Source organism: Hyphomicrobium sp. DMF-1, assembly GCF_027886585.1.
GTDB lineage: Bacteria > Pseudomonadota > Alphaproteobacteria > Rhizobiales > Hyphomicrobiaceae > Hyphomicrobium_C > Hyphomicrobium_C zavarzinii.
In genome coordinates, this window is sequence record NZ_CP115706.1 from 2,200,156 (window position 1) to 2,213,959 (window position 13,804).

13 protein-coding genes are annotated in these 13,804 nt (G+C 65.3%); 12 read left to right on the top strand and 1 reads right to left on the bottom strand.

Going from position 1 to position 13,804, the window contains the following annotated elements:
• The first annotated feature begins 115 nt into the window (after nt 1–115).
• The 6 genes from tatA (at nt 116) to PE058_RS10090 (ending at nt 5,977) form a co-directional block, all read left to right on the top strand.
• Entirely contained in the window at nt 116–331 is a 216-nt protein-coding gene (gene tatA / locus PE058_RS10065) for a twin-arginine translocase TatA/TatE family subunit (RefSeq protein WP_026868213.1), read from the top strand.
• A gap of 131 nt (nt 332–462) precedes the next feature.
• Nucleotides 463–915 carry a Sec-independent protein translocase protein TatB gene (gene tatB / locus PE058_RS10070; RefSeq protein WP_271030520.1) on the top strand — a complete coding sequence of 151 codons (453 nt, stop codon included), beginning with the start codon at nt 463–465 and terminating at the stop codon, nt 913–915.
• Nucleotides 915–1,727, top strand: a complete 813-nt coding sequence (gene tatC / locus PE058_RS10075; RefSeq protein ID WP_020087161.1) for a twin-arginine translocase subunit TatC — start codon at nt 915–917, stop codon at nt 1,725–1,727. The genes tatB and tatC overlap by 1 nt, the downstream gene beginning before the upstream one ends.
• A 141-nt stretch (nt 1,728–1,868) precedes the next feature.
• Nucleotides 1,869–3,152 (top strand): serine--tRNA ligase, encoded by a 1,284-nt coding sequence (gene serS / locus PE058_RS10080; RefSeq protein ID WP_271030521.1) that lies wholly within the window; start codon nt 1,869–1,871, stop codon nt 3,150–3,152.
• 52 nt (nt 3,153–3,204) lie between these two features.
• Nucleotides 3,205–4,002, top strand: a complete 798-nt coding sequence (surE, locus tag PE058_RS10085) for a 5'/3'-nucleotidase SurE (protein ID WP_020087163.1) — start codon at nt 3,205–3,207, stop codon at nt 4,000–4,002.
• A gap of 448 nt (nt 4,003–4,450) precedes the next feature.
• Nucleotides 4,451–5,977, top strand: a complete 1,527-nt coding sequence (locus tag PE058_RS10090; RefSeq protein WP_271030522.1) for a peptidoglycan DD-metalloendopeptidase family protein — start codon at nt 4,451–4,453, stop codon at nt 5,975–5,977.
• A gap of 73 nt (nt 5,978–6,050) precedes the next feature.
• Here the strand turns inward: PE058_RS10090 and PE058_RS10095 are convergent, their stop codons facing one another.
• A complete protein-coding gene (locus tag PE058_RS10095) occupies nt 6,051–6,929 on the bottom strand; it encodes an ATP-binding protein (RefSeq protein ID WP_271030523.1) in 879 nt (292 codons plus the stop codon).
• A 288-nt stretch (nt 6,930–7,217) separates the two neighbouring features.
• Here PE058_RS10095 and yajC point away from each other — a divergent pair, with 288 nt between their 5' ends.
• The 6 genes from yajC (at nt 7,218) to PE058_RS10125 (ending at nt 13,782) form a co-directional block, all read left to right on the top strand.
• On the top strand, nt 7,218–7,562 hold the full coding sequence (gene yajC, locus PE058_RS10100) for a preprotein translocase subunit YajC (RefSeq protein ID WP_020087166.1): 345 nt from the start codon (nt 7,218–7,220) through the stop codon (nt 7,560–7,562).
• 80 nt (nt 7,563–7,642) lie between these two features.
• On the top strand, nt 7,643–9,271 hold the full coding sequence (gene secD, locus PE058_RS10105) for a protein translocase subunit SecD (RefSeq protein ID WP_020087167.1): 1,629 nt from the start codon (nt 7,643–7,645) through the stop codon (nt 9,269–9,271).
• Nucleotides 9,272–9,286: 15 nt separating this feature from the next.
• On the top strand, nt 9,287–10,249 hold the full coding sequence (secF, locus tag PE058_RS10110) for a protein translocase subunit SecF (RefSeq protein ID WP_271030524.1): 963 nt from the start codon (nt 9,287–9,289) through the stop codon (nt 10,247–10,249).
• A gap of 29 nt (nt 10,250–10,278) precedes the next feature.
• Complete coding sequence (locus PE058_RS10115) at nt 10,279–10,653, top strand: Mth938-like domain-containing protein (protein ID WP_020087169.1); 375 nt, start codon at nt 10,279–10,281, stop codon at nt 10,651–10,653.
• Between the two features lie 13 nt (nt 10,654–10,666).
• Nucleotides 10,667–11,530 carry a squalene/phytoene synthase family protein gene (locus PE058_RS10120; RefSeq protein ID WP_020087170.1) on the top strand — a complete coding sequence of 288 codons (864 nt, stop codon included), beginning with the start codon at nt 10,667–10,669 and terminating at the stop codon, nt 11,528–11,530.
• Nucleotides 11,531–11,577: 47 nt separating this feature from the next.
• On the top strand, nt 11,578–13,782 hold the full coding sequence (locus PE058_RS10125; RefSeq protein ID WP_271030525.1) for a hypothetical protein: 2,205 nt from the start codon (nt 11,578–11,580) through the stop codon (nt 13,780–13,782).
• Nucleotides 13,783–13,804 lie beyond the last annotated feature (22 nt).

Genomic DNA, 13,804 nt, shown 5'->3' on the forward strand with positions numbered 1-13,804 from the left:
GCTTGAGAAAGGTCAACCTCACAAGCGTACCAAGCTCTAAACAATTTAAGTCAGACCATCGCCTTAGCGCGGATCGTCAGGATCGCGCAGGCTCGTGGTCGAGAGGAGGCGTTTCATGGGGTTGAGTGCGACCCATCTGTTGTTGCTCTTGGTCATCGTCGTGCTGTTGTTCGGCCGTAACAAGATTTCGGACCTGATGGGCGACGTGGCACGGGGCATCAAGAGCTTCAAGAAAGGGTTGTCCGAGGACGAGCCTTCCGTGGCGGATCCCAAGGTGATCGACAACCCGGCACAGCACGCCGCCGAGCGCGACAAGTCGAAGGCGGGTTGACCGCGAGCAGGGGTTTCGTTCCTCTCGCGCAGTCTTTTTGCGAGACATGGGGCGTGAGCGGCCGCGGGTAAGCCGGACGGGTTCCGGCACCGCAGCTGCTCGAGCTTTCTCGCTTTTATCTGGACGTTCCGATGTTCGATGTCAGTTGGAGCGAGCTTCTCATCCTCGGCCTCGTCACGCTGATCTTCGTGGGGCCGAAGGAGCTGCCGCGCTTTCTCGGCACGCTCGGCAAGTATGCGGGCGTCGTCCGCCGCCAGGCCAACGAGTTCCGCAGCGTGTTCGAGCAGGCGATGCGGGAAGCCGAGATGGACCAGATCCAGAAGGAAATGCGGGATGTGCGCGACGGCGTGAAAGCCTCTCTCGACGAGGCGACGCGGTCGGTGGATGCCGTAAAGTCGGCCGCGCGGGTCGATAGCGGGACGCCTGCAGCCGCTTCCAAGCCGGTGAGCGCGCCGGAAGGCGAGCGCTCCATCGCGCCTCCGTCCTCGTCGCAAGAGACCGTACACGCGGCGGATCAGCCGGAGGCAGACGTTAAGTCCTCTCCGGAGAAGCCCGCCTCCGAGACCACGGCGGGGCAAGCCTGATGCAGGAGAGCCTTCCGCGTCCCGGACAAGACGATATCGACGCCTCGAAAGCGCCGCTGCTCGACCATCTGATCGAGCTGCGCCAGCGGCTCATCTACGCCGCCGTCGCCTTCTTCGCGATGTTCATCCTCTGCTTCACGATCGCACGGCACATCTACGACGTGCTGGTGTGGCCGTACGTCTGGGCGTCGGGCAGCGACCATGTCCGCCTCATTGCCACGCATTTCCTCGAGCAGATCTTCACGCACCTGAAGCTTGCGATGTTCGGCGCGGCGTTCCTGTCGTTCCCGGTGATCGCGGCGCAGGTCTACAAATTCGTGGCGCCGGGTCTCTACAAGAACGAGCGCAACGCGTTTCTGCCGTATCTGATCGCGACGCCGGTGTTCTTCGTGCTCGGCGCGATGGTCGTCTACTTCATGGCGATGCCCATCCTGATCAAGTTCTCGATGGGGCTCGCCCATACGGCGAGCGAGGGCCCGGCAACGATCGAGCTGATGCCGAAGGTGTCGGAATACCTCTCGTTGATCATGACGCTGATCTTCGGGTTCGGGCTCTGCTTCCAGCTTCCGGTTGTGCTGACGCTCTTGGCGCGGGCCGGGATTGTCACGGCCGCTACGCTGCGGAGCGGGCGCCGGTTCGCCATTGTCGGCATTTTCGCCGTGGCGGCGGTGCTGACGCCGCCGGACGCGCTCAGCATGGTCATCATGGCGCTTCCGACCACGCTGCTCTACGAGCTTTCGATCCTGGCGGTTGCTTGGGTCGAGAAGAAGCAGGCGGCGGCCGAGGCCGGGCGCGACGTGGCTTCCAGCTAGCCTCCGGTCTTCGGACCGGCGGCCACCCCAACGCGACCTCTCCGGAAGCGCGCAGACGTGTCGCCTGGTCGTCTGGACCTCGGGCGCGCCCCGCCCTATAGGTCTCTCAGTTCACAACCGACTCTCGCCCGAGGCATTCCCGTGTTCGACATCAAGTGGATCAGAGACAACGCCGAGGCCTTCGATGCCGGGCTCAAAAGCCGTGGGCTCGAGCCGCTTTCGCCCAAGCTGATCGAGCTGGACGAGGCGCGCCGCCGCCACCTCGCCAAGCTCCAGGATGCCCAGAGCCGCCGGAATGCCGTTTCGAAAGAGATCGGCAAGGCGAAAGCCGCCAAGGATGAGGCCCTCGCGACCAAGCTCATGGCGGAGGTGGCCGAGCTCAAGGAGGTCATCCAGCAGGGCGAGGAGGAGGAGCGCGCGCTCACCAAGGCGGTGGACGATGCGTTGTCCGTCATCCCCAATCTTCCGCGTGAGGATGTTCCGCTCGGCAAGGACGAGACCGGCAACGTCGAGGTGCGCCGCGTCGGCACGCCGCGCGCGTTCGACTTCAAGCCCAAGCAGCATTTCGAGATCGGCGAGGCGCTGGGCCTCATGGATTTCGAGACGGCGGGCAAGGTGTCGGGGGCACGCTTCGTGTTTCTGAAGGGCGCTCTCTCGCGTCTCGACCGGGCCATCGGCTCGTTCATGCTCGACCTGCACACGACCACGTTCGGCTACACCGAGACCAACCCGCCGCTGCTCGTGCGGGACGACGCGGCCTACGGGACCGGCAACCTGCCGAAGTTTGCGGAAGATCTGTTCCAGACGACCAACGGCTACTGGCTGATCCCGACGGCGGAGATCTCGCTCACCAACGTGGTCCGCGACCAGATTCTGGACGAGGCGCAGCTCCCGATCCGCATGACGGCGTGGACGCCGTGCTTCCGCTCGGAAGCGGGCGCGGCGGGGCGCGATACGCGCGGCATGATCCGCCAGCATCAATTCTCCAAGGTGGAGCTGGTCTCGATCACGACGCCGGAGGAGAGCCTCGCCGAGCACGAGCGCATGACCAATTGCGCCGAAGAGGTGCTGAAGCGGCTCGGGCTTCCCTATCGCACCATGCTTCTGTGCACGGGCGACATGGGCTTCGCCTCGCGCAAGACCTATGACCTTGAGGTGTGGCTGCCAGGGCAGGATGCCTATCGCGAGATCTCGTCGTGCTCGGTGTGCGGCGATTTCCAGGCGCGCCGCATGGGTGCGCGCTATCGCGCGAAGGGCGGCAAGGACGTGCGTTTCGTGCACACCTTGAACGGCTCGGGCCTTGCCGTCGGGCGCACGCTCGTCGCGGTGCTCGAAAACTATCAGCAGGCCGATGGCTCCGTCACAATTCCCGAGGCGTTGCAGCCGTACATGGGCGGGGCGACGAAGATCGAGAAGGCAAACTGAGGCGTTCCGCTTTCATCAGCAGAGCGGGACCGATTTGGAGATGGTACGTCAGATGCGCATTCTGATCACGAACGACGACGGAGCGGGCGCGCACGGTCTTTCGGTGCTGCATCAGATCGCGAAGTCGATTTCTGACGACGTTTGGATCGTGGCGCCGGAGACGAACCAGAGCGGGGCCTCTCACGCTCTCACGCTGCAGGTGCCGCTGCGCTACCGCGAAATCGGCGATCACGCGTTCGCGGTTCGCGGCACGCCCGCCGATTGCGTGATCATGGGCGTGAAGCATGTGCTGAAGGACAAGGCGCCGGATCTCGTGCTGTCTGGAGTGAACCACGGTTCGAACCTCGCGGAGGACGTGACCTACTCGGGCACCATCGCGGGCGCGATGGAGGGCACGCTGCTCGGCATCCGCTCGATCGCCATGAGCCTCACCATCGGCTTCGATCCGGAAGGCAGGCAGCACTGGAAGTCGCCGCTGGAGCACGGCCCGCGGCTGGTCGAGCAACTGCTCTCGGTCGATTGGCCGGAGAGCACGCTCATGAACATCAACTATCCGGATCTTGCTCCGGGCGATGTGAAGGGCGTGGCCGCAACCCGGCAGGGGCGCCGCGACCAGGGCGGGCTGCACATCCAGGAGCGCAGCGACACGTGGGGCGATCCCTATTTCTGGGTCGGCTTCGAGCGCCGCAGGGCCGATCCGCCGAAGGATTCGGATCTGCGCGCCATCGCCGACGGCTTCATTTCCGTAACGCCGCTGCATCTCAATCTCACGCACGAGCGTGCGCGGGATACCCTCGGCGGTGTGCTCTCGCTGGGCGGCGATAGGAACCGCCTCAAGGACGCGGGCTAGCGCGTCCTTCGCCGACCAATCGACGCTCATTTCTGTTTTGCCGAAGCCGGTGCGGGCGGCATCGAACGCGAGACCGCATCTGCAACTTGCGCGATAAGGCCGCCAAGTCGCCGAGATTTCTCCGTCATCGCAGCACAATCGAAGCGTATGTGGGTGTGCGTGCGGGGTCCGATTTACGGCATGCAGCCGGGCAGCCATCTCTCGATCCCTGTTCGTCTCTCAGGCGCGCCGTGGCGCGTGCGCCGGAGTGCATTTTAAGGGTTTGATTTACGTTCACGATGCGCGCGGGACCCGCTCACATCTCCGACGAATCAAGCCCAGAACGGGTTTGTGCCCCTCCGTTAAGGTTCTCTTAACTGGTTAAGGGTTACCTGGAGAGTGGGTATTCAGGGTGTGTGGCATGTTAAGTTCTTTGCGTAAATGTCATCAATCCTCCGGCGTTCAGGGATTGAGGATCGGTCTGATCTTCTCCGCCGCCGCGGCATTGGCGGGCTGCAGCGCCGACATTTCTCGTTTCGATCTTGGCAATCCCGAAGGGGCGCGCGCCCACTCCGATTACGCGCCCTCGGGCGGGGCCACGGGCCGCTCGGCTTCCTCCGAATTCGGCTCTGCCGGCTACGACCGCCCCAGCTATCGCGGCAACACCGTCGCGCGCTCCGAGCTTCCGCCCACGCCTCAGGCTCCTCTCACCACGAGCGCCATTCCGCCTCAGCAGCAGCAGGCTCCCTACGGGGGCTATGGGCAGCAGCAGCGCCAGCCGAGCTATGGCTCGGATCAGCGCGCGCCGCAGTACAATGCGCAGCCGAGCCCGTCCTATTCGGGCGGATCGCAGTATGGCGGTGCAGCACCGTCGGGGCAGGTCGCGCCGATTGCCTCTCGCGATGCGGGCGGCGCCAAGGGCGACATGATCGAGGTGCGCCCGGGTGATACGCTTTACGGCATCTCGCGCCGTCACAAGGTCTCGCTCAACGAGCTGATGACCACGAACGGCCTGACCTCTCCCAACCTGAAGCCGGGCCAGCAGCTTTATCTGCCGGCCGGCACACGCGCGGCTGCGAGCGAGACGGCGCGTCCTGCGCGTGAGGATCGCTATCACACGTCCGCCGCTGCGGAACCGGCTCAGTCTGCGCCCACCGCCGAGGCGCCGTCCGACTGGAACGGCAGCTACACGGTGCGTTCCGGCGACTCCCTCTATGCCATCGCGCGCCAGAACAACGTGAAGCTCGCGGAGCTCGAGCGCTACAACGGCATCCAGGATTCGCGGAAGGTGAAGCCGGGTACTGTTCTCAAGATTCCGGGTGGGGCCGCGCCTGCGGCTTCGCAGGTTGCGGACGCCGCGCCTGCCGCAGAGGCCCAGCCTTACCGCGAGCAGGCCCAGACGCCTGCGCCCGCGCCGGGAGCTGTGCGCCTGGGCGAGGCGACGAGCCCGCCGCCGACCTCGTCGTCGCAGCAGCCGATGCTGCTCAACGGGTCCAATACGCCTGCGCCGCCTGCTGCCGCGCCGAACGTCGAGCGGGTCGCGAAAGCGGAAACGCCGGGCGCTGCAAGCGATGCCGTCACTCCGGCTGCGTCGCAGAACGCAGGCTCGGTGGCCGGGTCACGGCTGCGTTGGCCGGTGGCCGGTAAAGTCATCAGCGGCTTCGGTCCGCGCCCCGACGGTACGCATAACGACGGCGTCAATCTCGCTGCGCCGATGGGGACCGACATTCATGCAGCGGAGAACGGCGTGGTGGCCTACTCGGGCGACGAGCTCAAGGGCTACGGCAACCTCGTGCTGATCCGCCACGACAACGGCTGGGTGACGGCCTACGCGCATGCCGACGAAATTCTCGTCAAGCGTGGCGACCGCATCAAGCGCGGCCAGGTGATCGCGAAAGCTGGCCGTACCGGCCAGGTGGATCAGCCGCAGGTGCACTTCGAGCTGCGCCAGGGGCAGAAGCCTGTCGATCCGACTCCGTTCATGGAGAGGCTGTAGATGAGGGCAGTGGGCAGCAGGGTGCTGCCCTGTCCTGCCCATCCCGCTCGCTGCTGCCTGTTGCCGGCTGCCCCTATAGCGGCAGCGTCTTGCCCAAGCGGCCCGCCAAATCCTGCGTGAACTGCCAGGCGACGCGGCCGGAGCGGCCGCCACGGGTGACGCTCCATTCGAGCGCCTCGCGCACGAGTTCCTCACGCGTGATCGGCAGACCGAAGTGCTCGGCATAGCCCGACACCATGGCGAGATAGTCGTCCTGGCTGCAGTTGTGGAAGCCGAGCCAGAGCCCGAAGCGATCCGACAGAGACACCTTCTCCTCGACCGCCTCGGACGGGTTGATCGCCGTGGAGCGCTCGTTGTCGACCATGTCCCGCGGCATCAGATGGCGGCGGTTGGAGGTCGCATAGAACAGCACGTTGGGCGGGCGCCCTTCGATGCCGCCGTCCAGGACTGCTTTCAGCGATTTGTAGCTCGTGTCGTCGCGGTCGAACGAGAGGTCGTCGCAGAAGACGATGAAGCGGTGCGGAGAGGCGCGTAGCGCGCCGAGGCAGGCGGGGAGCGTCGCGATGTCCTCACGATGGATCTCGACCAGCTTCAAGCCCGCAGCGCTGGCCCGATCCGCGAGGGAGGCCTCGACCTCGGCATGGATCGCCTTGACGAGGCTCGATTTGCCCATGCCGCGGGCACCCCAGAGAAGCGCGTTGTTCGCGGGAAGGCCTTCGGCGAAGCGGCGCGTATTGTCGAGGAGCTGGCGTGCCGAGCCGTCGATGCCTTTGAGAAGCGTTCGGGGAACGCGGTTCACATGGGGGACCGGCTGAAACGAAAGATTGGACGCTTGCCAGACGAAGGCGTCGGCCGCGCCGAAATCCGGGAGCGCGGGCGGAGGCGGCGCCAGCCGCTCCAGTGCGGCAGCGATGCGGTCCAGGTGGGCCGTAAGGTCGGCTTCTTCACTCATGATCAGTTTTGGCCTTGAATTCCGGGCATATTCTTGCTGTCCGGGATGGGACGTGCCCCTACTGGCTGATCCCGGCCGTCCTCTATACTCCTGTCGGCTTTACCCAGGCCAGTGGGCGTGCTGACCCGGGCCACGTCCGGTGCTGCAAGGGTTGCAAAGCGGGCTCCGCCCACTATAGTCGCGGCCGATCTCAGGCGGACAGGCTTGCGGAGTTGATCCTCCGTCGAGGCTGGCCGCGATTCGCTTGTACGATCCGATATAGACGATCCCGACGAGGACCAGTCCCCTATGTTCATCTCTCCGGCCTATGCCCAGAGCGGCCCGATGTCAGACCCCTTCAGCGGTCTCCTCATTCCCATGCTGCTGATGGTGCTCATTTTCTATTTTCTCGTCATCCGGCCGCAAAGCCAGCGCCAGAAGCAGCACCGCGAGATGATCGAGCGCGTGCGGCGGGGCGATACGGTGGTGACCTCGGGCGGGTTCATCGGCAAGGTCTCGCGCGTGCCGGACAACTCCGACGAGATCGACGTCGATCTCAGCGATACGCTCAAGGTGCGGGTGCTCAAGAGCACGCTCCTCGACGTGCGCTCGAAGGGTGAGCCGGTCAAGGACGGCGGCACGGTCACGAAGTAATACGCTATGCGCACGGAGGCGGGGCCGCGCGTGGTGCCCGTCTCGACGCGACAACGCTTACGGGAGAGGTTCGCTCCGTTATGCTGCACTTCGAGCGCTGGAAGATTTTCGCAATCGTCGCGACGTGTCTCCTCGGCCTGCTGTTCGCCTTGCCGAACTTCTTCTCGAAGGAGACGGTGGCTTCCTGGCCGAGCTTCATCCCGAAGCGGCAGATGCCGCTCGGTCTCGATCTTCGCGGCGGCGCTCATCTGCTGCTCGCGCTCGACCAGAACGAGATCCGCAAGGACTGGCTCGCGAACCTGCGCGAGGATTCGCGCAAGACGCTTCGCGAGGCGAAGATCGGCTTCTCGGCGATCGGTGTCTCCGGCGATGCGGTGCAGATTCGTCTCGTCAAGCCCGAGGACACGGAGACCGCGCTCAAGGAGCTGAAGAAGCTCGTGCAGCCGATCGGCAACGCCATTCTCGGCACCAGCGGAAACGACGTCGAGGTTGAGAAGGGGGCGGAACCGGGCCTGATCCTGCTGAAGCCCACTCAGTTCGGCATGCAGGAGCGTCTCTCGAATGCGGCCTCGGCCTCGATCGAGACCGTCAACCGCCGCGTGAACGCGCTCGGCACGGCGGAATCGACCGTGGTGCGCCAGGGGCGCGACCGCATCCTCGTGCAGTATCCGGGCCTCACCGACACCAAGCAGCTCAAGGATCTGATCGGCAAGACGGCGAAGCTGTCGTTCCACGCCGTGCATCCGACCATCACGGCCGAAGAGGCCAAGACGACGCGTCCGCCGATGGGCTATCGCGTCTATCCCGCCGCGGAGCGGGAAGCCGGTTTCGAGCAGGGCTACGTGCTCGCCGAGACGCCGGTGGTGCAGGGCGACGACCTCGTGGATTCGCAGCCCGGCTTCGACAGCCAGACCAACGCCCCGATCATCAGCTTCCGGTTCAATCAGTCGGGCGCTCGCAAGTTCGGCAACTTCTCGAAGGATCACGTGGGCGAGCCGTTCGCCATCGTGCTCGACGACACGGTGATCTCTGCGCCTGTGATCCGCGAGGCGATCCTCGGCGGCTCGGGTCAGATCTCGGGCAACTTCACCGTCGAGAGTGCCAACAACCTCGCCATTCAGCTTCGCTCGGGCGCGCTGCCCGCCAAGCTCACCATCGTCGAGGAGCGCACCGTCGGGCCTTCGCTCGGCGCCGACAGCATCGAGGCGGGCAAGCTCGCGGGCATTGTCGGCCTGATCGCGACGGCCATTCTCACCATCCTGGCCTACGGCACGTTCGGCGTTTACGCAGTCATCGGCCTGCTCGTGCACGGCGTTCTCATTCTCGCTCTGATGTCGGTGATCGGCACGACGCTGACGCTGCCCGGCATCGCGGGCTTCGTGCTCACCATCGCCATGGCCGTGGACGCCAACGTGCTGATCTATGAGCGTATGCGAGAGGAGCTTCGCGCCGGCCGCACACCTATCGCGGCGATCGAATCGGGGTTCCAGCGCGCGTTCGTCACCATCCTCGACAGCCAGCTCACGACGCTGGCGGCGGCGGTGATCATGTTCTGGCTCGGCTCCGGTCCGATCCGCGGCTTCGCCGTCACGCTCACGCTCGGCATCATCACATCGGTGTTCGCGGCCGTGACCATCACGCGTCTGCTGGTTGCCATGTGGCTCAAGAATGCGAAGGCCAAGGGCCGCTCGCTCGTCGTTCCGATCTAAGGAAGGTCTCCCACAATGTTCCTTGTGCCCGACTTCAAGGGTAATGACTTCTTTCCCCACGGAACGCGTCTGCCGTTCATGGACTACAAGGGGCTGTGCGTCGGGCTCTCCATCATCGCGATGGTGCTCTCGTTCGGAGTCATCCTGATCAAAGGCTTCAACTACGGCGTCGATTTCAAGGGCGGCTCGCTGATCGAGGTGCGGGCGAAGTCCGGCAAGGCCGACATCGGCGTGATGCGCGACAAGCTTGCGACGCTCGGTCTCGGCGACGTGCAGATCCAGAGCTTCGGCTCGGAAGCCGACGCGCTGATCCGAATCGAGCAGCAGCCGGGCGAGGAGGAAGCTCAGCAGGCAGCCGCAAACAAGGTGCTCGATACGCTCGGCTCCGACTATGAGCAGCGGCGCATCGAGGTGGTGGGTCCTGCGGTTTCGAGCGAGCTTCGCACAACAGGCCTGATTGCGGTGCTCGCGTCGATCGCGGCCATCGTGACCTACGTGTGGTTCCGTTTCGAGTGGCAGTTCTCGGTCGGCGTGGTGCTCGGCCTCTTCCACGACGTGCTGGTGACGGCCGGCATTTTTTCGCTCTTCCAGCTCGCGTTCGATCTCTCGATCGTCGCGGCTCTGCTCACCATTCTCGGCTACTCGGTGAACGATTCCGTCGTGGTCGCGGACCGAATTCGAGAGAACTTGCGCAAGTACAAAAAGATGCCGCTGACGGAGCTGCTCAACCTCTCGATCAACGAGACGCTGTCGCGCACCATTCTCACGGGCGTGACGACGATCGCGGTGCTGTTCGCGCTGTTCTTCCTGGGCGGCGAGGTGATGCAGAACTTCACGTTCGCGATGCTGTTTGGCGTGATCATCGGCACCTACTCGTCGATCTTCATCTCGGCGCCGGTCATCGACTATCTCGGCATCAAGCGCGACTGGAGCGACGAAACGCAGAAGGCGGCCGCCGGAACGCCCGCGCGGCCCTAGCTGGCTCGGTTCTGGGGTAGGCGGCCCAAATGGGTTATCAGGCGCATCTGCCCCGGCAGGTTCCGATCGAGGCTTACGGCAACGGCGGCTTCCGCTTCGGCGGCATGAGCCACAAAGGGTCTCTCCTGTGCCTGCCCTCCGGCATCTGGGGCTGGCAGGCGACGTCGGTCGAGGGGCTCGATCAGGAGGCGCTGGCGCCGGTGCTCGGGCTTGGGGGCGGGCTGTCGTTTCTTCTGCTCGGGACCGGGCGGGCGCTCGTGCGGCCGAGCCGTGAAATCCGCAAGCTGTTCGAGGATGCTGGGCTCTGGCTCGAGGTCATGGATACGGGGGCCGCGGCGCGAACCTACAACGTGCTGCTCGCCGAGGGGCGCGTGATCGCGGCGGCGCTGATCGCCGTCGAATAGGAAAGCATCGTCCATGAGCGCGGCCAATCCGCTCGCAGATGCCGAGGCGCCCGTTCTTTCCGTTCGCGACGCGGCGCGCGAGCACGAGCAGGACCGTTATCTTTCAGCGCTGCTTGCACCGCCTCGCGCGCGCGACGACCTCGTGGTGATTGCCGCTTATCTCGGAGAGCTGCGCCGTATTCCGCTCATCACGCGGGACGCGGCGATCGGAGAGATCCGGCTTCAGTGGTGGCGCGATACGCTGGCCCAGGCGGGCGCCGTGAGCGGGCATCCCGTGGCGGATGCGATGAACGCGCTCGCCAGTCGCCGCTCGCTTCGCCGTGAGTTGGTGCTGGCGCCGCTCGAAGGTGTTTCGCGGGAGCTCTACGAGGACGGCATTCCCGATGCGCGCGAATTCGATCTCTACGCCGAGGAGACGGAGGGTGCGGCAATTCGGCTCGCGCTTTCCGTGCTGGGCGAGGGAGGCGCGCAGAATTCGGAACGGGCGGTCGATTCTGCGGGGCGGGCGCTGGCTTTGACGCGGCTTGCCCTCACCTTGCCACAGCATGTTGCGCATGGTCGTCTGCCGCTTCCCGAGACGGTTTTGAATGGGGTCCGCGATCCGCGGGGAGCCCCGCAAAACGAGGCGCGGGAGGCCATGGGAACGTTATCGGTGCGGCTTGCAGACGAGGCGCAGGCCTCGCTCAAACAGTTCAGGGACGTGAGGGGACGCGTCAGCGCAGCAGCGATGGCCGCGTATCTGCCGCTCTCGCTGATCGAGCCGTACCTGCAGGCGCTCCGTAGACCGAAACGGGACGCTTTGCTGGAAGTCGCGGATATTTCTCCGCTTTCGCGTGTCACCAGACTGTGGTTCGCTCATTGGAGGGGCCGCGTTTAGCCTGCCGGTGTCGTTGGCGGGCGAGATCATCGGGATCGTTGACGGGCATGCTTCGTTTCATCGCTTCATCAGCCATCGGTTTCGCTCTCGCGGCCGGTCTCGCCATTTCTGAGCCTCGTGCGGCCGGAGATGACGCGGGGGCCGTCACCATCGCTCAGTGGGGCCAGAGCGCTCCCGTGGAAAGCGAAGGACGCGCGGACCCGCGAGCATTGCCCGATGCGCAGGTGTCTCCCGATCCGCAAGTATCGCCCGATCCTGGAGTGCCGAACGATCCGGCGGCGCCGGGAGGCCCGTCCGTCGGCCAGGCGGTGGATCCTTACGTCGTGCCCGCGCCGTCCGGGGCCACTCCAAACGCCTTGCCTCTGCCGGCCGATCCGGCGACGCCCGGCATCGACGAGCTGATGCAGCTTGCTTCGGTCGAGATCGAATGGCGGGTCGAGAATCCGTTCCGCTTCTTCGCCGATCCCAAGGACACCGAGGTTCATCGCGCGACCTATCTCGCGCTTTCGCCCGAGCAGCGCGACGCGGCACCAGTCCTCGCGGCCGAGCATGCACTGAGCCGGCGGCATGACGACGGCTGGGCGGAGAGCATGTTCCGCAAGACGTGCTGGGCGGGACCGCGCAACAGGCACGTCTGCCCAGACAAGAGCGATTACGTCAATCCGGATCGCCATCGCGTGGTGGTCTCGCTCAAGGGCATGCCGGAGCCGACCGTCGATTGCCGCTGGTTCTCGTCGGCCCTCGGCGGCGGCGACGGTGGCGAGAACGTGATCACGCAGGCTTGCGGTGAGCCGCTCACGCTGACAGCACCCTATCCGCATGGGCTTTCCGTGCGCGTGGAGGTGGGCGGCATCACGGTGGCATCGACCGAGATCAAGGTGCGAGACATCTTCGTGGTGGGCATCGGCGACAGCTTCGGCTCGGGTGAAGGCAATCCGGATGTGCCCGTGCGCTTCTCGCCCGAGCGGACCATCGCCTATGGCAAGGGCGAAGGAACAGGCGACCTCACCGGATATCCAGCGCGCGTAGGCGCGTGGAAGCAGGTGGGCGACGACGAGTTCGTGAAGGAGAACGCGCGCTGGCTGGATCAGGCGTGCCATCGCTCGCTCTATTCGTATCAGCTCCGCGCGGCGCTCGAGCTTGCGGTGGAGGATCCGCATCGGGCTGTGACGTACACGGGGTTCGCCTGCTCGGGCGCCGAGGTCACGTGGGGACTGTTCCTGCGCTACAAGGGCAACGAGTGGGTGCCGCGTCCGCCGGACCTTTCGCAGATCTCGGCCGTGGCGGATGCGCAGTGCGGAAAGCGTGAAGCTCCGTTGCAGGACATGCCGGAGGCGTTCCACATGAAGGGCACGATCTCCGAGCTGCAAGGCGGCCTCGTGCTCAACAAGTGCCCGGTGGATCAATCGCGCAAGATCGATCTTCTGATGATGTCCATCGGCGGCAACGACGTGGGCTTTGCGCGTCTCGTCGCGAACGCGGTGCTGTCGGACTCCTCGCTGGTGCGCAGCCTGGGCGGCTGGTTCGGCCAGGTGCACGGAAACCAGGAGAGCGAGGCGCTGCTCGACCGGCTCGACGAGCGCTACAAGGCCATGAACCGCGCGGTGCACGGCATTCTGCACATCCCCTGGGACGAGAGCGACCGCGTCATTCTCACGGCCTATCCTCCGTTCGCGCTTCTCGACGATGCGGGCGCCATGTGCCCGGACGGAACGGCGGGCATGGAGGTGTTCAACGAGTTCGCGATCACGCAGAAGGCGGCGCTATCGAGCGCGTGGCTCGCCGACAAGCTCGACCAGGTGATGGAGAAGAGCGCGCACACGCACGGCTGGACGTTCGTCGAGGGCCATCGCAAGACGTTCGTGGGACGGGGGCTGTGCGCGGGGCATACGAACGGGCTCGGCTCGATTGCGGATGACCTGCGGCTGCCACGCCGCCATGGGGACGTCTGGGTGCCTTACAACCCCGCGCATTACGAGGCTTACGCGGCGCGCCAGCGCTGGTTCCGCACACCGAACGATGCGTTTTTGACCGGCAACTTCCACGTCGCCGGGTCGGTGATGCAGAAGGTGCTCAAGCTGCAGAGCTTCTCATGGTTCCAGGTGCTACTGGCCTCCACCTACTCGGGTGCGTTCCATCCCACGGCCGAAGGACATGCGGCGATCGCGGATTCGGTGGTGCAGAAGGCGCGTGAGGTTCTGAAGCGTCACGGGCAGCAATCGGCCGCCGCTTTCGGGGCGACGGCGCAATAGCGTCTCCGTTCCGGCGATAGAG